The organism is Pseudomaricurvus alkylphenolicus, assembly GCF_011683955.1.
Classification (GTDB): Bacteria; Pseudomonadota; Gammaproteobacteria; order Pseudomonadales; family Cellvibrionaceae; genus Pseudomaricurvus; species Pseudomaricurvus alkylphenolicus.
Map to the genome: position 1 here is coordinate 56,490 of NZ_JAAQPI010000018.1, position 21,335 is coordinate 77,824.

Sequence of the window (21,335 nt, forward strand, 5' to 3'; positions counted from 1 at the left end):
TCGCGACAAGCTAGCGCGACACGAAATCGTTGTTTGTCGCCGAGTCAAACGAATCAGCGAGGTTAGCGGGGTAACTTTGCCGTGATCTTGGCGTGGGGACCGGAGCTTTGTGCTTCCCAGGCTTCACCGGCCTGGTCAAAATCGTAATCCTTGTAATCGATGTCGATACTTTCTTTGGTGGCGATGTCCAGCAGCCGATGCCAGATCACTTCACGTTCTGGTGCGGGGCGCTGGCCGGTGCCGATGGTTGAGAGGGTACGAAATAGAAGATGCGCCATATCCAATTCAATCACGCGTCCGGCGCCAGTACCGATGGTGATGATACGTGATCCCCAACGTGTGGCTTGCAGGGCATTTAGCAACGGTTGGCCGCAGACCAGGTCCAGCACCACATCGTAACCTTCGCCAGCTTCGGCTTTCAACGCCGCGATATCGTCAGAGCCGTCAAGACAAACACAGGCGTCGGCAATACCTCGTTGTTGCAGCCGTGTTAGTGCTGAGAGATTACGTGCAGCGGCGACGACCTTACCCGCGCCCATGTATTTGGCCAGCTGTAGAGCGATCTGCCCGAGAGTGCCTGTAGCACCAAGTATCAGCACGGATTCGCCATCTTGGATATTTGCCTGCTCCAGGGGCACAAAAGCACCGGTTGCGGCGATCCCCATAGCAATAGCGGTTTTATCGTCGATGTGATCTGGGACATCCCATACTTCTTCGCTGGGCACCAATGTCTTTTCTCCCCAAGAGCCCCAGGGGCTGATCGAGCGTTCTCCAAAGTAAACCCGGCGCCCATCTGGCGCACGACCCACTCCCTCTCCACGGATTACACAGGGAAATTCGACACCCAGTCGATAGGCGCCTAGAACATCCCAGCCGCCGAGACCAGTGGTGTCTACATCAATCAACACCGCTCCGGCTTGTGACTGTGGTTCGGGGAAGTCCTGGACCACAGGGGTGGCTCCACGTTCCATAATGACTGCTGCTTTCATTTGGGTCTCCTGTTACCTGATGGGAAAGAAATGGCCGTTTCAGGCTTTAAGTTTGACATATTTCCAATATCTGTTTAAATAATAGCTCAGTTATGAGGAAGCCCACAAGCTTTCGCCACCAGATCTTCTATTTCAATTACAACCGTTCGATGGAAAAGCCAGAGCTGTTTCATCGATTGATATCGAGAGAGTTATCTATGACAGGTATGGGAAACCCAGAAACGTGGTCATTGGGTGAACAGGACACGGTCATCGCGGCCCTGGATCGAGCCGTCGCCGCGCATCCGGATCGGGTTCTGTTGGACTTTAGTGGTGATTTGTATACCTATAAAGAGGTTGATACTCTCGCGACTAAACTGGCGAACGCCCTCAGGGCGCTTGGCGTTAGTAAGGGACAGACGGTTGTCACCATGCTTGACAACAATATTGACGCTGTTGTGAGTTGGTTGGCAGTCAACAAATTGTGCGCCATCAGCGTTCCCATTAACACAGCGCTGCGAGGTCAATTTTTACAGCATCAAATTTCAGATGCGGCCACTGAAATTGTTATCTGTGAAGCGGCATATGTCGACCGAGTCGCACAATTGACGCCGCAACTGGCGACCCTCAAGCGCGTGCTTTATCGCGATAGTCTTGACGTCGTGCCTGGTAGTGAGATTCCGCTGGTGCCACTGGACGAGCATCGAGGACAGGATGCAACTCCATTGATGGAAAAACCCGAGCCCTCCGATCTCGCTTGTATTATCTATACCTCCGGTACCACGGGTCCTTCCAAAGGTTGTATGCTCAGTTACAACTTCATGTGCAGTCTGGCACGCCTGCAGCTAAGGGCAGGACCTGCCACCGCTGATGACGTGACCATTACGCCCTTGCCATTGTTTCACATGAATGCGCTTTGTGTCGGTATACTCTCAAACATTATGGTGGGCGCGCGGGTAGCCATTGTGCCGCGTTTTTCAGTATCAAAATTCTGGCCGGAAGTCCGTCGTTCTGGAGCGACTATCGCCTCGATTCTCGGCAGTATGGGCGGCTTGCTCGCTCAGGCCGATGACAACGTGGATATGAAAGCCTGTCATGGACAAATCCACACGGTGCGGGGAAACCCGTTCACGGAAGAGTCAAAAATGATCTGGCGTCAGCGTTTCGGTGCCCGTCAGGTCGGTGGTAACGGCTATGGTTTGACGGAAGCCTGTGTTATCACCTCGCTACCCGGTGGAGAGTACGCGGCTCCGGGCTCCTCAGGTAAACGTATCCCCGAGTACGATGTGCGCATTGTCGATGACCTGGATCGAGAATTGCCCACCAACACGGCCGGAGAAGTCGTGGTACGGCCAAACCATCCGGATATCATGTTTATGGGGTACTGGAATCGCCCGGAAGAAACCCTGAAACTGATGCGCAATATGTGGTTTCACACCGGTGACATCGGGAAATTTGACGATGATGGTTTTTTCTATTTTGTTGACCGAAAAAAGGACTATTTGCGTCGCCGAGGTGAGAATGTCTCCAGTTTTGAGATGGAGTCCGCCTTTGCGGGTCATAGCGATATTGAAGAAGTAGCTGTGCATGCGGTGCCCTCGGACAAGGGTGAAGATGATGTCAAAGTCACTGCAATTCTCAATCACGGAAGTGATCTGACGGCAGAGGCACTGTTTTATTGGGCTGTCGATGTGGTGCCCTACTATGCTCTGCCGCGCTATATCGAATTTCGTCAGGAGCTTCCCAAAAACCCTCAGGGAAGGGTGCTCAAGTACCTGTTGCGCGACGAAGGTAAGACGGCTGATACCTGGGACCTGGAAGATACCGATATCAAGGTGAGTAAGCGATAGATTCTGCTGAAAAAAAGGGAAGCAATGGATAACAAACAATACTGGACTGCAGTTGCGACCAGCGAATATATCAAAGGCGATAAGCCCATCGGCATTGTGGTTCACGGCATAGAGTTGGTGCTTTTTCGTGATCAGAACCAATGCGTTAGAGTGTTGGAAGATCGTTGTCCACATCGTCGAGTGCCCTTGTCATTGGGCACGGTTTGTGAGGGCCGTATTCGTTGTGCGTATCATGGCTGGTCGTTCGATGGTTCTACAGGTGCATGTGTTGATATTCCCAATCTGGATCGCGGAGAAAGAATATCTCCTCGTTATCGGGTGAAGACCTTTCAGACCTGCGAGCGGGACGGTTTTGTGTTCGTGGCACCGTCGAGTGAAAAGAGTGAGCCCCCGGGGGTAGATGTGGAGAATAATCCTCCATCCGAACTCAATGAGCTCTACGGCAACAGTTGCATTGCCATGCCAGTGACAGAATATGTGGCAGCTCTATTGGATGGCCCTGAGACGTTGCTGAGGTTTGGGGGGGTTGGGGTTTCTGACTTTTTCCTCGGGGATCCCGTTTATCGCGGAAACTGGCTGGTCTGTGATCGAGAAGCAAGCTGGGATCGTGGTTCGAAACCCCCCGGCATAAAGGCGATTAGTCGTCCATTGATTCTGCGGGTGGAAATAGAGCGCCACAAGTGCGCGGCGAAGGTATGGCTGTTGAATGCCGATGAGGAGCCTCTGGCTGTGGTTACCATGGGCTTTTCTTCGGGGATGCGCTCCACCACCACCTTATGTTGGCGCTACCGCCAATTTCCGGCCTGGCGCCACAACGCACCGGTATGGCTACGGTTATTCCAGCTGCTGGGGCTATCAGCGGTAGATGTCTACACCAGCATTCCCGGAGACGGCATCGCGGGTTTGCTGAAGGGGCCTTCAAGGCATTTGGAACTACATGTGATGGATCAACACAAGCAAGTAGAGAGCGGAGGAGAGCTGTCATGCTAACGGTAGCGCAAAAGTCCAAAAAGCATAGTGCTATCGTGGGCGCCAGTGATCCTCATGAGTGGGTACCCACCTGCTATGAATTGCGTGATACCTGGTTTGCGATTGCTCATTCCGTGGCGGTAGGCACACGGCCTTTACGGCGAATTGTTCACTCGCAGCCCTACTTTATCTGGCGCGACAACGGTCATCTGCAAGCCGCGGAGTTTCACCCTCAGAGACCGACAGCTTCCGGTACGTACACCGAATTTACTGCCGGCAGCGGTTACTATCCCGTGGTCGAGCGCTTTGGTTATGTGTGGGCTTGGTACGGCAATCCGGATGTTGCGGATGTCGATTTGATTCCCGATATACCTTTTTTGCCACGAGATGGCCGAGGTATCCCCGGTTATATGCACACCACCGTACGATTTGATGGTTGTTCCAGTTTGTCGGTGGAGAATCTACTCGACCTCACTCACGCCGACTTCCTGCACGGTGAAGTTATTGGCGGAGAAGGTGAAGCGGACTCCGATGAAGTTACCTTTGAGTGTACTTCCGAGACTCTCACGCGAACGCGATGGGTAGTGGGTAAGCCGGTGTCACCGATTATGCGCTGGGTCGGTGGAGTGCGAACCAAGTATCAAGAGTTTCGTTCAACACTTCATGTACATTTGCGCAATAATATGTGCATTTCCTACCCACGGTTCCGACCCGGTTTTGATATTCCCAATGCTCAGCCGTTTATTCCCAACGGAAGCTATCGTTCGCTGGTCAATCAGATATTCAACCTTAATGCTGCGCCCACGCCATTTCGGCAGGTTATGCCGCGTATGGCCTATACCATCGGGCCGCAAGACAACTACGCCGTTCGACCCCAGAATCCCAGGTACCTGGAGGGTGAGAGTCAGACGGATTTTCACTCCCGGTTCGACGCACCGGGGGTGCGCTATCGCCATTTGATGAAGAAGCTCTGGCAGCGTCAGGCGGAAGGCGATTTCAGCTATTTGGCCGATTCTGACCCAGGTGGAGACATTACAACCTTACTGGGGATGGAAAATAGAGTTGAGTAGGGCCGAACGGAAAATTAAACTGAACAAAAAAAGATCTTTTGCTCAATAATGCAAGAACGATTATCATGTACTTAGTATGGAGTCCTGAGGTAAAGCCTCGTTGGGCGGGTGTTTCAATATCGATCAACAGGCAGAGTTATTGAGTGAACAGTATAAATACGGCAGTTTCCAAGCCCAAACGACGCAATAAGCGCTCCGAAAACACCAAAAACGTTATTTTGGCGGCAACGGAGAGGGTTATCCTCAAGACCGGTGTAGATCGGGTTTCGATTTTAGATGTGTGTAAAGAGGCGAGAATATCCCGAGGGACTTTTTATCGATACTATTCATCTCAGGACGAGCTGCTGGACGCCTTCTCGCGCTATCGACGTAATCAATTCCACACTAAGCTAGTCGAAGCACTTGAGCCCTATACTGACCCTGATGAACGTTTCGATGCATTCGTTAATTTCCTTGATGCCTTTCTGCAAAGAGGTGAGCCTCGGCAAATGTTGATTGTGGCGCCAGCCTATTCAATTGGATGGTATCAGCGGATATTTCATGATTCCATCAACCGGTTTGAACAGGAACTCAGCGTTGTCTTTGATGCATGGGAGGAGCGCAGCGGCGTAGCAATCGACCGTGAGCTCGTGTGTGAGATGATTCTTCGTTACATTATCAGCCATCAATTGGTACCAGCCAACGAGCAGGAGCGACGTGCCTTGCCGAGTCGTATCAAGCGTTTGGTCCGATCTGTTTCCGTTTAATTCACGCTCTAAATGATATGCACTCCAGCTTCCGGGCTTGTCGTTGAGCCTTTGCTGTAGCTCCTTTGAAATACTTGATCGGCATCTCTATTTCCTTTCAGCTGTTTGACTCTCCGTCAAACAGCTAATTCAAACCGTATCAACAGCCGTGTTTTAATAGGTTTCTTACGTGATGAAGAAAGCAACCTAGGAAATAGCCTATGGCATACGAAGCAGAATACGATGTCGTTATAGTGGGCGGAGGTCATAACGGTTTGACCTCTGCGTGCTATCTTGCGGCAGAGGGTAAAAGAGTTATTGTGGTCGAGGCGCTGGAGAGTCTTGGCGGTATGTGCTCATCTGGGGCGTTCATTCCTGAGGCGCCGGAGCACACTATCCACCCTTGTTCGTTAGATCTGATGTCATTGCGAGTGCACCCAATGATGCCGCAGGAATTACAGCTGCAGCGCCATGGTTTCCGCCAGGAAGAAGTAAATCCAGGTTATGTGTATTGCCACCCGGATGGCAATACGCTGGTGTTTGGTCGCTCACCGGAGCAGACCGCAAAGGAGATTCGCCGTTACTCCGATAGCGATGCCGATGCGTTCTTACAGTTGATGAAAGCAGTCTATGCGTTTATTGATATGGCCGTACCGCAGATGCGAGTCGACCCTGCGTGTTTCAACCTGGGAGCCAAGCTGAAGTCATTAGCGGTTTTACTGAAGAACCGCCACCTCAAGCCCGAAATTATGGCGTTGATCAGTAGCCCCGCGTATAGCTCGATCATGGAGCGATTTGAACACCCGGTTATTCAATCGGCACTCTGCGCTTTACTGGGCGCCGCAGGCCCCATTACCGCTGAAGCAACGGGTGTCTATTTTGCGCTGCTGGGATTTCTGCATAAGTATGGTATCGGGCGTGCTATCGGAGGAATGCAATCGATAGCCGATGCTCTGGAAGCGCGGTTGAAGGAGCTGGGCGGAGAAGTACGCGTGTCCACCCGGGTTGAAGAAATCGTTTCACACAACAAAACGATTCGAGGTGTACGCTTGGCGGATGGCAGCCTGTTGAAGGCTAAGGCAGTGATTTCCTCGATTCATCCAAAACACGCCTTGGAGATGGTGAGTACTGGAGAACTCGACAGGGGTACTCTCACTAAAGTTGCCTTGGCTCCCGCCAATGCCCACGGCGCTTCCCCTCTGAAGGTGGACCTTGCACTCAGCGGCCAGGTGGATTACCGAAAGCTGGAAGAGCAGCGCCCAGACAACCTGAGTTTGCGCAGGTCAGTACTGTTGATCGGTACGGTCGAAGGGGTCTTGGACAATTTTCGCTGTGCGGCACGGGGGGAGGTTTCCCCGAAGCCCTATCTGTGGATGACCGCGCCAACGGCCATGGATCCAAGCCAAGCGCCAGAGGGACAAGACGTAGCGTATCTGTATCCGGTGGCGATGCCGGTAAAACCCAAAGAAGGGTGGGATCAGATCCGCGCAACGGTGGCGCAGCAAGTGATTGATCAAGCCGCTGAGTACATGAATGGTCTCAAGAAGTATGAGATTGGCAGGCGCATTGAAGCGGCTCCGGATTTGGCCAGTCGACTGAGCGTACACAACGGCTGTGTGGTACACATTGATACCGCAACCACGCGCTCCGGCACCATGCGCCCTGCATCGGGTCTCGGTGGTGATACTCTGCCGGTCAGTGGATTATTTCTCGGTGGTGCAGGCAGTCACCCTGGCGGAGGGGTCAATGGTATGCCAGGGCGAATTGCCGCTGGAAGAGTTAAGCGATTCTTAAAGAAAATCAGCTAAGGGAGAGATTTCAGGGGCCTGTTTGTGTGAGGCATACGTTGAACTTTAGCGTATAAGTCCATATTGGATTCGACGTGACCCGGCACGCTCATATGTGCCAGGCTCGCTTATCGGCGGTAGAACGGGTGGGGCACGTTTTAGCTCACGTTTTAACGACAGCCGCCAAAATTAATTCGACGGTGTGGTTTCGCCATGTTTCCATGGCATCAGCTTCGCCGGTATCCAGGCCACTCAAGACAGAGATGACATAGCGGCTGGTGAATGCGTTAGCAACCATCAGCGCAGCGGTGGTAAAAACCAGATCAGGATTAAGGTCGGTTGAGAACACGCCCGTTCGTACTCCCCGTTCGATGATTTTCCGCATTTTTTGTGTGAGACGCGGGCCAAAATCAATAAAACGATTGCCGGGAGTTGTGTGGGAAGCGTGATAGCGAATTCCCTCTGTCGCCAACGAGGCCAATTCGTGATCGCCGTGGTATTGGTCAAACATGTGCAGAATCATGGTTCTGAGTGCATCCCTGGGAGGAATGTGATCAAGCTCCAGGGCAACGGTCTCAGACATGGCCTGATTTGAATATTCGTCCAGCACACAGGCAAATAGCTGCTCCTTGTTCTTGTAGTAGTGATAAATAAGCTGCTTGGTGACACCTGCATTTTCGGCAATGTGCTGTACGTTGGCTTTCTCTAGCCCTTTGTAGGCAAATTCGTGGCGTGCGGCCTGAAGAATATTCTTGATGGTCTCTACTTTACTGTTGACACCTGTGCCTTTATTTTTTGAGGTCGTTGTATTTGAGTTTTTCAATTCAGTGCCTTTTAAGTTGGACTAGTCACTACGGCTGCAGTGATTTATTCACTCTTGTTATAAGTTAGCGTCACGCCACTTTTGCCACAACGCTTTGTCCACTCCTACTAATGACTACTCTTACCACTATACACACCCCAACGACAACCCCTGATTGGGAAAGCAGTGCAATGTTCTCAATGGAGTATTGGACCCCCGGTAAAATTGTAGGCAGGCAGAAGGCAGACCTCAAGTATACACTAGGCAAAATGAAAGTAGCAGCGTGGCGCCAGCGCTGTGTTGAGCTCGGTGTCTTGGTTTTTGCGTGAACGTTGCGTAAAGAGCCGTTGAACAAGGTGCGTAGTGAAATCCAACACTTGGGTGAATACTCAACTTACAATAATTCAGGAAACCAGCATGCGAAATTTCTCCAGATCAATGCCGAGGGGTGACTTCAACTATCAATGCCTGGTGGCTCCAATGCAGGTGAGCGGTAGTAAGATTGCCGACCTGCGCGACCACTACGGACTTAAGTTTACCAAACATATGCCGTTCGGTACGTTGCGCGATGAAGAAGGCCATATGTATTCTCTGGTGCGAGCTGTGAACGGTCCTGGCAGCAGCCCCAATCCGACCAAGTTTCTCTATCTGTCAACAAGGGTAGATAACGAAACCCTGCGCTTGAATCCCGAGATAATTGAACCTCGGGCGGCGACGTTGTTTCCCAAACGCTGGTTGGAAAATGACACTGCTTATTGGTCGAGTCTGGAAGATGAGGCTGGGCAGCCATGGAAAATGTCAGCGTCGGGTTCATCCTTCACTTGGCGAGAAGAAGGATTGTTGGATCTGCAAGGCAGTCTGATTGGCACTGGCACACAGTGGTACGTTCCGGGTGAGGAATGGGGGACATTCTATGTGTCACAACTCTACGATGTGACGGGCACTTGTGAAGGACGTGCAGTAAAAGGAATCATTTGTTTGGATCAGGTGTGGTTGCCCGAGGGCGGAGCGATTCACTTCGAAAAAGATATTGTAGTCAACAACAAGATGCACGTAGCTTGGTGGACATTCGCCACCATCTATAAAGATGGCAGCTGGGACTCCGGATCATTCATGGTGGGACACGAAAATCTTGGTTATGCCATTTTTCAGAACGAGCGGGGAGAGATCCGTTGTTCTACCAACATTGAAGGGCAGGTTAAGCACCCCGATGGCAGCTACTTTGCTGAGAGCGCAAAAATTCTGGTAGACGGCGATGAGGAATGGGAATTTCTGCCGGACCCCAAGGGGCGTATGGTTGACTTCGTCGGAGGTTTTCCAGTTACCGCACAGCAGGAGGGTCGTTGGCGCCGGGTTGGGGATACCCGCGAACCGGATCGCTGGGTCGCATGGGGAGAATCGGATCGTCGTAATGGCAGCGCTCGCAATGTTTTTGGCAGTGAAATTAAGTAAGTCTGCTAACGGCAAAGCAAGGACAAATATTCAAGAGAGGTACGGTTAATGGTAATTGTGGATCAGGCGACTATCGAGAGCTTTATGCACACTCAGGTGGCGTGTTGGAACAGTGGTGACAAAAACGGCTTTTTCAATGCTTATCAGGAGATTGCTCCATCGGGGTTGCAGATTGAATACGTCGGTAACCCAAAAGGTGACGGTTGGCCAATCCTTGAGGGGATGTGGAGCGAGCAGCGGCCGAAGATCACCATCGAGGAAGTGGCGCTGATCGTGACCGGAAATGAGGCGGTAGCTCACAACCGCAACAGCGTTAACGGCACCGATTTGGTGATCGAAACCATCGAACATTATCTCTTCGACGACAAGGGAGCGATGCAAGTACGGTATTTCATCCAGCAACCGGGGGAGTAATTCGATGATCGGCCCTGTCATTAACTGAACATATTTGCGAAAAGTGTCTAAATTTGCTAGTCTGGCGTTTCACTTTTCAGATTAGCCGTCTTCCCATGCCCAGAGTGACACCGATACCGAAGCCCGAACTGCCAAATGACCTTGCCGATGCCGTTGACCGTGGACTCGCGACTGGAGTCCTCAGCACCAGTCTCCCGGTTCAGGTATGGTCCCACCGCCCGGCAGTCGCTAAGGCATGGCTTAGTACCTTACAGGCACTGCACGATACTGCTCTGCTGTCCGACCGTGAGCGGGAGCTTGTGCGTCTCAGAATCTCGGCCGTCACACAGTGCAAGGCTTGTCAAGTGGCGCGCAAGTCTGATGCTGTCAGCGACGAAGACATTGCCTGCCTGGACACGAATAACGCCCGCTTCAGCGCCAGAGAGCGGGCCGCTTTGAGTTTCGCGGAACAGTTTACGACTGATCACACGGGAGTAGGCGACGCGGATTTCGTGCAGTTGCGCCTGGTCTTTAGTGAAGCAGAAGTCGTGGAGTTGAATCTGTTTTGTGCCCTGATGCTCGCGGGCGGCCGTATGACCTATGTTCAGCAAGCTTATTGATCGAGAGGCAACGGTGAGCCGCGGCATCGTTGCCTTGGTTGCTTGCCAGATAGGCCTACACGCGTGTATGGCGGGTATGCGAATCGCCATACCACTTAAGGCTTTGAGTGCCGAGTTAAGTGTATTCGTTATTGGACTGCTGGTGGCCTGCTTTTCCATTGTCCCGGCCGTGTTAGCGTTGCACTTTGGCCGATTCACTGATCGTTGCGGGTTTCACCGGCCGATGCGAATCGCTGCTGGGCTGTCGGTACTTGGCGCCTTTGCGTCGATGAGTTTCACATCAGTGCTGGCATTGATTGTGGGTGCATCCTGCTGTGGTGCAGGAGCGGGTTTTGGCATGATCGCGGTGCAGCGCACGGGCAGTCGCCTCTGTGATGACGCCGCTACGCGTTTGAAGGTATTCAGTTGGATCGCCTTGGCACCGGCTATTGGTGGACTTATTGGCCCGGTTGTAACGGGAATATCGATTGATGGTTACGGCTTTGCCGTTGCCTTCGGACTACTGACGATTTTTCCTATGCTGACCTTGTTAAGTACTACCCAGGTACCACATGAAGTGGGCGGTAACACGGTCCCAAAGGGCTGCCGTAAACGGTCAGGACAGTCTTCTTTGGCAATGCTAAAAGAAACCGGTCTGAGACACATTTTGTTGATTAATCTATTTGTGATCGCCAGTTGGGATGTTCACAACTTCGCACTGCCAATACTCGGGCACAGTCGGAGCTTTAGCGCGGCCGAGATTGGAGCAGTCTTTGCCGCTTACGCAGCGGCAACCATTGCGGTTCGTATGATATTACCCTTCGTGGTTGATTACCTCCCGCAACGCTCGTTGCTGGTTTCGTCTCTGCTGGTCGTCGCAAGCGTTTTCACCTTCTACCCCTTGATGTCGGATGTGTGGATGTTGATGGTGGGTGCCGGGGTCATCGGCTGTGCTCTGGGTATGGTCCAGCCCACCATCATGACAATCTTGCACGACGTTTCCCCTCAGGGCAGACATGGGGAGGCCCTGGCTCTGCGCTCTATGCTGACACAGGGAGCGTTGACGTGTTTACCGTTGTGTTACGGGCTTTTGGGAGCCTACGCGGGTTCGGCGATCATGTTTTGGTTGATGGCTACTGCCTTGATCGGGGGGGCATGGCTCGCGACTAGATTCTCAGCTAATTCTTCCCTCGCCGCCGAACTCACCAAACCACCTTCTTTGGAGAAATCAAATGTCTAACGACGTCAATCAGGCGCTGGAATCTGCGTTCGCCGGTGTGGCCGACAATTACAGCGGTCGAGAAGTAGACCTTTACCCTATTTACAAGGAAATGCGCGAAAAGTCCCCCATCATTGAGGAGGACTTCATGAGTAAACTGGGTGTACCCAATATTGCTGTTCCAGATCCGAACCGTAAGACGTTTACGGCGTTTAAATACAAGGACGTAATGACGGTCATGAAAGACGCGGAAAGCTTCACTAGCGGTTTCATCGCAGAAGGGCTGGGTTCGTTTTTTGACGGTTTGATTCTCACAGGTATGGATGGAGAGCAACACAAGAAGATGCGTTCGCTGCTGCAACCCATTTTTATGCCCAACGTGGTGAATTCATGGCGCGATACCAAAATGGATCCGATCGTGCGTGAAGAGTTCTTGAAACCCCTGGTGGCAGAAGGCAAGGCAGATTTGATGGATTTCGCTCTCTACTTCCCGGTTAGGTTGATTTATTCCTTGATTGGATTTCCCGACGATAAGCCGGATCAAATAAAGCAGTATGCAGCTTGGGCGTTGGCCATATTGGCGGGTCCACAAGTTGACCCGGAAAAAGCCCAGCAAGCTAGAAAGGCGGCAATGGAGGCCTCAGAAGCGCTCTATCACGCGGTCAAGAAAAGTGTGGTTGAGGTGCGGGCCTCAGGTTCAAACGGCAATGATCTGATTAGCCGTCTGATTCATGCAGAGTTCGAAGGGCGGGCATTGGATGACCACGAAATTACCACGTTCATTCGTTCATTACTGCCCGCAGCAGGTGAAACCACAACCCGAACCTTTGGCAGTTTGATGGTGCTGCTATTGGAACGACCCGAACTGCTTGAGCGAATTAGAAATGATCGCAAACTGGTTGCGTCCGCCATTGATGAAGCGGTTCGCTATGAGCCTGTTGCAACGTTCAAAGTACGACAAGCGTCGCGGGATGTAGAGTTGTCGGGCGTCAAAATCCCAAAGGGGTCGATGGTTCAGTGTATTGTTTCTTCTGCCAATCGGGACGAGGAGGCGTTTGATCGCGGCTCGGAGTTCGATATTGATCGAAAGGTCCGGCCCTCTTTTGGGTTTGGCTTTGGGCCGCATATGTGTATTGGTCAATTCATTGCAAAGACCGAGCTGTCTGTGGCACTCAATGCAATCTTGGATCTCTTTCCCAATCTACGATTGGACCCACAGCAGCCACACCCCAAGATCACTGGTGCGCAATTGAGAGGGCCTCATCAATTACCAGTGGTCTGGGACAATTGATTTGACTGGGGGTACAGCGGCAGTCCTGTAGATCAACATCAAAGTTAGACATATTTTAAGAAAGTGTATAATATGAAGTGGTTTCTTCCACAAACAGACTTCCGGTGAATGAGCCGTGGTCTTTTTATCTCCACAGGTACAGGGGAACTTAGAATGAATTTAGAAGATGTAGTTTTAGTTAGCGTTGATGATCATGCGATTGAGCCACCGAATGCTTTCACCGCACATATGCCAGAAAAATTCAAAGGCAGAGAACCAAAAGTAGAACAGCATAAAGGCCGTGATGTTTGGGTATTTGAAGGTCAAGCAACTGGATACATGGGTTTGAACTCAGTGGTCGGCCGCCCAAAAGAAGAGTTTGGAATGGAGCCGTTGGGCTATGAACATATGCGCCGAGGCACATGGGACGTTCAGGCCCGTGTCGCGGATATGAACGCCAATGGAGTCTTGGGTTCACTGTGTTTCCCTACCTTCCCCGGATTCGCCGGGCAACGTTTTCAGAACATGCCCGATAAGGCCGTTAGCCTGGCGGCCATTCAAGCCTACAATGATTGGCATCTGGAGGACTGGTGTAACGCGGCCCCTGGCCGTTTCATTCCCCTGATGTTAATCCCCTGGTGGGATGCCAATGCGGCAGCGATTGAAATCAAGCGCATGGCCGATCGCGGTGTGCACGCAATGTCGTTCTCGGATAACCCCACCGTCCATGGTTACCCATCGATTCACAATGACCACTGGAATCCGATCTGGAAAGCCTGCGAAGACAACAACGTGGTTATTTGCTGCCATATCGGTACAGGTGCCAAGGCAGAGCACGCATCCGATGAATCGCCGATCGATGCCTGGATCACTTCTATGCCGATCTCTATCGCTAACTCAGCGGCTGACTGGTTGTGGGCGCCGATGTGGAAGAAGCACCCTAACCTGAGAATGGCACTGTCGGAAGGGGGCATCGGCTGGATTCCCTATTTCCTGGAACGTGCGAACTTCACCCACAATCATCATAATGCCTGGACGAATTCTAACTTTAACGGCCAGCAACCGAGCGATATCTTTCACAAGCACTTTATTACCTGCTACATCGAAGATGCTTTTGGTTTGCAAAATCTTGATGCAATTAACGCGGACATGGTGACCTGGGAGTGTGACTACCCCCATTCAGATTGCACCTGGCCAAACTCCGCCGACATCTTCTGGGAACAGGCTAAACACCTGCCCGCTGATGTTATCGACAAAATATCGCACCTCAATACCATGCGTGAATTTTCCTATGATCCATTTTCGATCCTGGGTAAAGAGAATTGCACCGTTGGGGCCTTGCGTGCCATGTCTACTGATGTGGACGTATCGCCTTCTCAGGGGATGGGTGGAGCGGCGCCTAAGCGTGACCTGGACAAGCCTGTAACATCCGGCGACATCAACAACATGTTTGAAAGTGCGGATGCACAAACTGCTCTGTAACTTCTCGTTTGCGGATCTGATTCCGGGTCCGCATTTCTTCCCTTCCTGTTAAGATAAACCGAGTTTTCCATGTTTACTGAGCAGTTCAAGTACACTCGAATTCCGGCCGAAGCCGAGGCTGTCAGGTCGGAAGTACGAGAATTTCTGCGGGACAACCTGCGTGATTTTCCCGCGTCCAAGCGAGCGGATTCCTGGATGGGATTCGACGCCGAATTCAGTAGGAAATTGGGACAGAGAGGCTGGATTGGCCTATCACTGCCAACCGAGTACGGCGGAGCAGATGCTGGGGCTTTTACCCGTTACGTTATTGTTGAGGAGTTGCTGGCCGCTGGTGCTCCTGTGTCTGCGCACTGGTTCTCCGATCGTCAAAGTGGCCAGCAGATTCTTAGGTTTGGCACTGAATATCAAAAAGAGCATCATCTTCCCGCCATCTGTCGTGGCGAGAGCTTTTTCTGCATCGGCATGAGTGAGCCCAATTCCGGATCGGATTTGGCCTCGATAAAGACCAAAGCAACGCCTACGGACAATGGCTGGATTCTTAACGGTCAGAAAGTCTGGACCACCAACGCGCATCGATCTCACTATATGATTGCGCTGGTTCGAACCAGCGATTCGGAAAGTCGTCATGGCGGAATGTCACAGTTTATCGTGGATCTGTCTCTACCAGGCATCACTGTGCTACCGATTAAGGACTTAACCGGTAGCGAGCATTTTAATGAAGTGTTCTTTGACGACGTACACCTGGATTCCCATGCATTGTTGGGAGCAGAAGGAGATGGCTGGAAGCAAGTGACCAGCGAGCTGTCGATGGAACGTAGTGGCCCCGAACGGTTTCTCAGCTCCATGGCATTGCTGAACACATTGATCGATGCCATTGGTACCGAGCCTAACGCGCTACAGGCGAAGGAAATAGGTCATTTGGCTGCACGTTTAATTACGTTGCGGCAGATGTCGTTGACGGTGACCGAGCAGTTAGCGGCTGGTGAGCAGCCCGCGGTAGCGGCTGCTTGTGTCAAGGACCTGGGGGCCGTATTCGAACAGGATTTGCCTGAATTGGCGCAGCTATTGTGCGACATACCCCCAGCGTCTAGTGGTGGCTGCGATCATGCCATGGTGCTGGCCCATCTGACACAACAGGCGCCATCGTTCTCACTGCGTGGCGGCACGCGGGAAGTATTACGTGGCATTATTGCGAAAGGCTTAGGGTTGCGCTAGCTATGAGAGAGTTATTTGAATCCACAGTAAGACGTATTTGTGAAGACCACGTGCCCATCGAACGGGTCAGTGCAGCAGAGGAAAAAGGTTGGTCACCGGCACTATGGGAGCTTTTTGAATCCAGCGGGTTCAGCCAGGCGCTTGCCGTTGATGAGTCGGGAGAAAGCGGCGCCAGCTGGGGCGATTTGTGCGGTGTGCTGATGATCTGCGGTCAATACAGCCTTCCGCTGCCGTTGCCGGAGGCAATGTTCGCTAATTATTTGCTGACTCGGTCCGGGTTGGAGGCCATGAGCGGGAGTTTGTCCTTTGGCGTCGATGGCGATCTGTGTCTTGAGGGGAGCACTGTCAAAGGCTCGCTGCGGGATATCCCCTGGGGGGGGGATGTGGACCATGTGATTGGTCTTGTGGGAACGTCGAACCCCATGGTTGTCCTTATGTCCCGTGCCGATGCAGCGCAGGTCAACAGAACAACTAACATTGCTGGAGAACCCCGAGATGAATTGTACTTCGATGGCGTAACCCCACTCGCCGTTGCGCCATTAGCTGCATCGATGAATAAAGACGTTCTCAAACTTGGCGGCGCCATGCTGCGTTCGGCACAAATTGCGGGGGCTATGCAGGGAGTATTGGCGCTGGCAGCGGAGTATGTCAACGATCGAGTCCAGTTTGGCCGTCCGATTGCACGTTTCCAGGCGGTTCAGCATCAGCTGGCGATTTGCGCGGAACAGACGGCAGCAACAGTTGTCAGTGCTGAGCTCGCTTGCGCTCAGTTTGATAATGGCTCAGAAGTATCGACGATGGTAGCCAAGATCAGTAGCGCCGAAGCGGCAGCAGCGGGCGCAGCGATTACCCACGCGGTACACGGAGCCATTGGTTTCACCCAGGAGTACCCTCTACAGCTCAGTACTCGGCGTTTGTGGTCATGGCGCAGCGAATACGGTTCCCTGAGCTACTGGTCACAGCGCTTGGGTAGCAAGGTCTGCGCAGCTGGATCGGATAAACTCTGGGCCAGGATTGTCAACGCTAGCTCTGACAGTACGCAGGAATCTTCAATATGAATCAATTTTTACAAACAGAGCGCGAAGGCGCAGTGCTGGTGGTGCGGATGAACGCGCCAGAAACTCGCAATGCGTTATCTGACCCGGGACAGATGCAAGAATTCGTTGATCTTTGTCAGGCGGTTAATCTTGATAACAGCGTCAAGGCGCTGGTGTTGACCGGCAATGGTTCAGCCTTTTGCGCGGGTGGCAACATCAAAGACATGCACACTCGAGGAGGTATCTTCGGAGGCGCTCCGCACGAACTGCGTAACAATTACCGCAATGGAATTCAACGGATTCCGTTGTCGCTTTACAACTTGGAGGTGCCGGTGATTGCTGCAATCAATGGCCCCGCTATCGGAGCCGGTCTGGATCTGACCTGTATGTGCGACGTTCGTATCGCCTCCAGTAAGGCAAAGTTTGCTGAGAGTTTTATCAAGCTTGGAATTGTTCCCGGCGATGGTGGTGCCTGGCTACTACCTCGTATTATCGGTCTCCCCAAAGCGAGTATTATGGCGCTTACTGGCGATACCATTGACCCGGCTCAGGCCCTGAGCTGGGATTTGGTGACGGATGTGGTTGAGCCAGAGGAACTATTGCCGAAAGCGATGGAGATGGCGCAGCGTATGGCTGCCAATCCCGCTCATGGCTTGCGCCTGACCAAAAAACTGTTACGCGAGGGGCAACATATGCGGCTTGACTCGCTGTTGGAGTTGTCAGCGGCGTTCCAGTCTTTAGCGCACAACGCTGAAGATCACTTGGAAGCTGTCTCGGCGTTTATTGAAAAACGCAGTCCTGATTTTAAAGATTGCTAATCCGCAGGAGAATCCTATGCGCAGTGTTTTTCGCGAAGATCACGAGATGTTTCGTGATCAGGCTCGACGTTTTGTCGAGCGTGAAATCGAGCCCCATTTGGAACAGTGGGAAAAAGACGGCATTGTGCCGAAAGAATTGTGGCTAAAGGCGGGGCAGGCGGGCTTGCTCTGCTGTTGTGTGCCAGAAGAGTACGGCGGCCCCGGTGGAGACTACGGTCATTCTGCGGTGATGATCGAAGAATTGGCCCGGGTTAATGCCACTGCCGTTGGGTTTACCACTCACTCCGAAATCGTCGCCAATTATATTGTTGCCTATGGCACTGAGGAACAAAAACAGCAATGGTTGCCCGGAATGGTCTCCGGTGAAATTATTGGTGTGCTGGGTTTGAGCGAACCTGGTATTGGCAGTGATCTTCGTTCTATGTCAACCACGATCAAACGAGACGGCGACCACTATGTGATCAATGGGCAAAAGACATTCATCACTAATGGGGGTAACGCTGATCTGGTGGTGACAGGGGGCAAACTTGACTCTAAAGACAAACATTTGAGCCTGGTCTGTGTGGAGACGAGTCGAGCGGGATTCGCTAAAGGAAAATTGTTGGAGAAGATTGGTCTTAAGGGCCAAGATACATCTGAGTTGTTTTTTGACGATGTTCGGGTGCCGGTCGATCATCGATTGGGTGAGGAGAATAAAGGTGCGAGCTACCTTTTTCACCAATTGGCCTGGGAGAGATTGATCATTGCGATTCGAGCAGCACAATGCATTGAATCCATGTTGGAAGAGACGATTCAATACGTTAAGGATAGAAAGGTTTTTGGAAAAACGGTTTTCGATTTTCAAAACACCAAATTCAAGCTGGCGGAAGGAAAAGCCCAGGCGAGTATGTTACGTGCCTTTGTGGACGATTGTCTGAAGAAAGTAATGGCAGGAGAACTGAGCCCCGAAGAAGCGGCTATGGCGAAGTTGGTCGGTGCGGAAATGCAGGGGAAGCTACTGGATGAATTCCTGCAGCTGCATGGTGGTTATGGTTTTATGAGTGAATACCGTGTGAGCCGGGCTTGGGTTGATGCCAGAGTAGCCCGGATATACGGCGGTACTTCAGAAATTATGAAAGAGATTATCTCGCGCAAGCTATAGTAGCTAGTGGTGGTTGATACAGATTGACAATTGCAGTATTTAAAGAGCAAAAAAAGGCGCGATTAAGAGTACTTAATCGCGCCTTTTTTGTCTTGAGAACCCGAGATGGGCAAACTGCCTGGACGTGGTGATTAATCAGGACGAGGAAAACAGTTCCGGGTAGAGGTCTTCCGCCATGCCCACACTGGGTCCAACGATGGGCCCGACAATCTCGTGACCCCAGGTACTCATGATCTCGGGATTAAGCTCAAAGTGATCACCCTGCCAGGGCTCCAGCTCCGTGATGGTTTCGAAGGCAAAACCGGAAGGGTTGAAATGGTAGAAGGACATATGTGGGTCCTGGGTGTGTTGCCCCAGCGTCATCATCAGGGGATGGTCGTGTTTTTTGACCAAATCATAGGTTTCCCCAACATCTCGAACGCTGTCGACAAATAGCCCAATATGCTGAATACCCATTCGTCCGGGAGCAACACCAAAGGCGATGTCATGACTGGTTGCATTATTGAGTTTGGATCGGTAAAAGCTGGTTTGCCCCTTCCCCGCACCGGAGCCGTACCACTGAAACCCCATAATGTTGAGTAGAAAATGGTCAAGCTCGGGGTTTTTTGCCGGAATCATCAGAACGATATGGCCGAGACCCCGGTCATCACAAATAAAGCCGCCATGTGGACGACCTGGAAGGAATGATCGAGGTGTCCATTTTTGCGCGTAGAACAGTTCGTGCTGATAACCGACTGGATCTCGAAACCGGATCAGCTCCTTTACGCCTCGTAGCTCACACAGCTCGGCGTCGCCAAAGGTAATGTTGACACCATTGTTCTTAAAGGTCTCCACGGCGTCCAGAAACGCCAACCGATTTTGGGCTTCCCAGCCGATATAAGTGACTCGATCAATGCTGCCGGAATGAAACGCCATACGATTACGACGGTCGTCGACCTTAAAGTACAGAGATTCCGGATCAGTTGCAGGCGCAGAAACGGTTTGAAACCCCATAATGCCAGGGCCATACTCCCGCCACTGATCGAGTTGGGTTGTTTCAAATCCGAGATAACCAATGCCGATTATGTCCAATGATATTCCCCTTGTTAATAGTAATTGATTGACGTTGTTTTACAGTGTTATTTCGGTTCAGTCAGGTTGCTAACAGCCCGCCATCAACGACGATATCTGTTCCGGTGATATAAGCAGCTTCGTCCGAGGCGAGAAACACGGCCAGGGCAATCACATCGTCTGGCTCGCCCGCACGACCGAGCAGTACGCCTTGTAATAGACGCTGCCTAATATCGGGGTCTTGCACAAATGCCTCGGTTCCCGGTGTTTTGATAAAGCCTGGACTGATACTGACGGCTCGAATTCCGTGCTGGGCACCTTCCACGGCCAATTGCCGGGTCATAGATACCACCGCGCCTTTAGTGGCCGAGTGAGCGACTTTCCCGGCGACACTGGAACCAACCCAGGCGGCGGTTGAACCCGTATTGATAATGACGCCTCCGGCCTTGGCGAGTTCTGACCAGGCGTATTTGGTTGTGTAGAAAACCAAGTCCAGCTCATTGCGAACAGTAAAGTGCCAATCCTCGTCCCTAAAGGATTCAATAGAACCAAACCTAGCAGCTGAGGCATTGTTATAAAGGATATCGATCTTTCCGTATTCTCGTCTAACCGATTCAATCCAATGCTTGGCCTGCTCGCTATCACCCAAATCCACCTGACCACCGTTGAAAAACTCCAAACCGCTAGACGTCATTAGGCTTGCAGTTTCGAGCTGGGCTTCGATATTGAAGTCGCAACCGCAAACAATTGCCCCTTCACGAGCAAAGGCAAGAGCTGCCGATCGACCTTGACCACCACCGGTGCCGGTGATAAGTGCAACTTTACCGTTAAGCTTCATGGTAATTAGTACTCGCTTCTTTATTGGTTGGCGTTATATTGGTTGGCGAATTCTATTGAACAGCACTAGACTTCAACCGTTTCAATTTGAATCACTTGTGCGGGGCACGCTTCAGCCCCTTCAGTGGCGGCATCGATATGTTCTTCCGGTATGCTGTCTCCTTCCAAGAAGACAATACCACCATCGTCGAGCTTATAGATTTCCGGACACAAGGTGGCGCACAGTCCGTATCCGCAGCAGTTAGGAATATCAACGGTCACTTTATAGAATTTTTGAGTTGATTCTGTATTTGACATCTCAGGCTAACCTCATTTTTCAAATTAAAGTGGTACACAATTCATAAATCTGTTTAAATTAGATTTACGATCGATGTTACACAGAATATTCAAATGTGTCACTAATACGATCAAGGTAAACCCAAGATTGAAAGTAACTAAAGAGGGTCGTCGCGGATGTATGTGACTCCACAAGCATCAACGTGAATGGACAGACATTAGTTGACTGCAAGTCAAACAAAAATCTGTACCGATCCTTAAACATCACAGATAAAGGCTGTACGTTGAATCTACATAATAATGTTACATGTGCACCCATAAAAAATAGCCAGAGGATCTGAGAGTATGTTTATTCCAAAAACTTATAAAACATTC

Annotated in this window: 20 protein-coding genes; 15 read left to right on the top strand and 5 right to left on the bottom strand. The window is 51.5% G+C overall.

What is annotated here, in order from left to right; genetic code table 11:
- Positions 1–62 precede the first annotated feature (62 nt).
- Positions 63–989 carry a quinone oxidoreductase family protein gene (locus HBA55_RS31050; RefSeq protein ID WP_166999593.1) on the bottom strand — a complete coding sequence of 309 codons (927 nt, stop codon included), beginning with the start codon at positions 987–989 and terminating at the stop codon, positions 63–65.
- 197 nt (positions 990–1,186) lie between these two features.
- On the opposite strand from HBA55_RS31050, the gene HBA55_RS31055 reads away from it, so the two are divergent.
- The 5 genes from HBA55_RS31055 to HBA55_RS31075 all read left to right on the top strand — a co-directional run bounded on the left by HBA55_RS31055 (position 1,187) and on the right by HBA55_RS31075 (position 7,390).
- A complete protein-coding gene (locus HBA55_RS31055) occupies positions 1,187–2,818 on the top strand; it encodes an ATP-dependent acyl-CoA ligase (RefSeq protein WP_166999595.1) in 1,632 nt (543 codons plus the stop codon).
- Positions 2,819–2,842: 24 nt separating this feature from the next.
- Positions 2,843–3,808, top strand: coding sequence for a Rieske (2Fe-2S) protein (locus tag HBA55_RS31060; protein WP_166999597.1), 966 nt, complete (start codon positions 2,843–2,845; stop codon positions 3,806–3,808).
- Complete coding sequence (locus HBA55_RS31065; protein WP_206020060.1) at positions 3,802–4,857, top strand: aromatic ring-hydroxylating oxygenase subunit alpha; 1,056 nt, start codon at positions 3,802–3,804, stop codon at positions 4,855–4,857. The genes HBA55_RS31060 and HBA55_RS31065 overlap by 7 nt, the downstream gene beginning before the upstream one ends.
- 143 nt (positions 4,858–5,000) lie before the next feature.
- The gene (locus tag HBA55_RS31070; protein ID WP_166999599.1) at positions 5,001–5,603 is read left to right on the top strand and encodes a TetR family transcriptional regulator; all 603 of its coding nucleotides are present in this window, start codon (positions 5,001–5,003) and stop codon (positions 5,601–5,603) included.
- A gap of 200 nt (positions 5,604–5,803) precedes the next feature.
- Positions 5,804–7,390: a phytoene desaturase family protein gene (locus HBA55_RS31075; protein WP_166999601.1), complete on the top strand. Its 1,587-nt coding sequence runs from the start codon at positions 5,804–5,806 to the stop codon at positions 7,388–7,390.
- A gap of 142 nt (positions 7,391–7,532) precedes the next feature.
- On the opposite strand, the gene HBA55_RS31080 is transcribed toward HBA55_RS31075, so the two are convergent.
- Positions 7,533–8,192: a TetR/AcrR family transcriptional regulator gene (locus tag HBA55_RS31080; RefSeq protein WP_166999604.1), complete on the bottom strand. Its 660-nt coding sequence runs from the start codon at positions 8,190–8,192 to the stop codon at positions 7,533–7,535.
- Between the two features lie 396 nt (positions 8,193–8,588).
- Here HBA55_RS31080 and HBA55_RS31085 point away from each other — a divergent pair, with 396 nt between their 5' ends.
- The 10 genes from HBA55_RS31085 (at position 8,589) to HBA55_RS31130 (ending at position 18,797) form a co-directional block, all read left to right on the top strand.
- A complete protein-coding gene (locus HBA55_RS31085) occupies positions 8,589–9,623 on the top strand; it encodes a hypothetical protein (protein ID WP_166999606.1) in 1,035 nt (344 codons plus the stop codon).
- A 48-nt stretch (positions 9,624–9,671) separates the two neighbouring features.
- Positions 9,672–10,037, top strand: a complete 366-nt coding sequence (locus HBA55_RS31090; RefSeq protein ID WP_166999608.1) for a nuclear transport factor 2 family protein — start codon at positions 9,672–9,674, stop codon at positions 10,035–10,037.
- 95 nt (positions 10,038–10,132) lie between these two features.
- On the top strand, positions 10,133–10,636 hold the full coding sequence (locus HBA55_RS31095) for a carboxymuconolactone decarboxylase family protein (protein WP_166999610.1): 504 nt from the start codon (positions 10,133–10,135) through the stop codon (positions 10,634–10,636).
- Positions 10,617–11,855, top strand: coding sequence for an MFS transporter (locus tag HBA55_RS31100; protein WP_166999612.1), 1,239 nt, complete (start codon positions 10,617–10,619; stop codon positions 11,853–11,855). The genes HBA55_RS31095 and HBA55_RS31100 overlap by 20 nt, the downstream gene beginning before the upstream one ends.
- A complete protein-coding gene (locus HBA55_RS31105; RefSeq protein ID WP_166999614.1) occupies positions 11,848–13,125 on the top strand; it encodes a cytochrome P450 in 1,278 nt (425 codons plus the stop codon). Before HBA55_RS31100 ends, HBA55_RS31105 begins: the two co-directional genes overlap by 8 nt.
- A 153-nt stretch (positions 13,126–13,278) precedes the next feature.
- Entirely contained in the window at positions 13,279–14,586 is a 1,308-nt protein-coding gene (locus HBA55_RS31110; protein WP_166999616.1) for an amidohydrolase family protein, read from the top strand.
- A gap of 69 nt (positions 14,587–14,655) precedes the next feature.
- The gene (locus HBA55_RS31115; RefSeq protein WP_166999619.1) at positions 14,656–15,801 is read left to right on the top strand and encodes an acyl-CoA dehydrogenase family protein; all 1,146 of its coding nucleotides are present in this window, start codon (positions 14,656–14,658) and stop codon (positions 15,799–15,801) included.
- Between the two features lie 2 nt (positions 15,802–15,803).
- Positions 15,804–16,859, top strand: a complete 1,056-nt coding sequence (locus tag HBA55_RS31120; RefSeq protein WP_166999621.1) for an acyl-CoA dehydrogenase family protein — start codon at positions 15,804–15,806, stop codon at positions 16,857–16,859.
- Positions 16,856–17,656, top strand: a complete 801-nt coding sequence (locus HBA55_RS31125; RefSeq protein WP_166999623.1) for a crotonase/enoyl-CoA hydratase family protein — start codon at positions 16,856–16,858, stop codon at positions 17,654–17,656. Before HBA55_RS31120 ends, HBA55_RS31125 begins: the two co-directional genes overlap by 4 nt.
- Before the next feature lie 16 nt (positions 17,657–17,672).
- The gene (locus tag HBA55_RS31130) at positions 17,673–18,797 is read left to right on the top strand and encodes an acyl-CoA dehydrogenase family protein (protein WP_166999625.1); all 1,125 of its coding nucleotides are present in this window, start codon (positions 17,673–17,675) and stop codon (positions 18,795–18,797) included.
- A gap of 135 nt (positions 18,798–18,932) precedes the next feature.
- Here HBA55_RS31130 and HBA55_RS31135 read toward each other — a convergent pair whose 3' ends face one another.
- The 3 genes from HBA55_RS31135 to HBA55_RS31145 form a co-directional block, all read right to left on the bottom strand.
- Positions 18,933–19,868, bottom strand: coding sequence for a VOC family protein (locus HBA55_RS31135; RefSeq protein WP_166999627.1), 936 nt, complete (start codon positions 19,866–19,868; stop codon positions 18,933–18,935).
- A 61-nt stretch (positions 19,869–19,929) separates the two neighbouring features.
- Complete coding sequence (locus HBA55_RS31140; RefSeq protein WP_166999628.1) at positions 19,930–20,685, bottom strand: SDR family NAD(P)-dependent oxidoreductase; 756 nt, start codon at positions 20,683–20,685, stop codon at positions 19,930–19,932.
- Between the two features lie 65 nt (positions 20,686–20,750).
- Positions 20,751–20,981 (bottom strand): ferredoxin, encoded by a 231-nt coding sequence (locus tag HBA55_RS31145; protein ID WP_166999630.1) that lies wholly within the window; start codon positions 20,979–20,981, stop codon positions 20,751–20,753.
- Between the last annotated feature and the right edge of the window lie 354 nt (positions 20,982–21,335).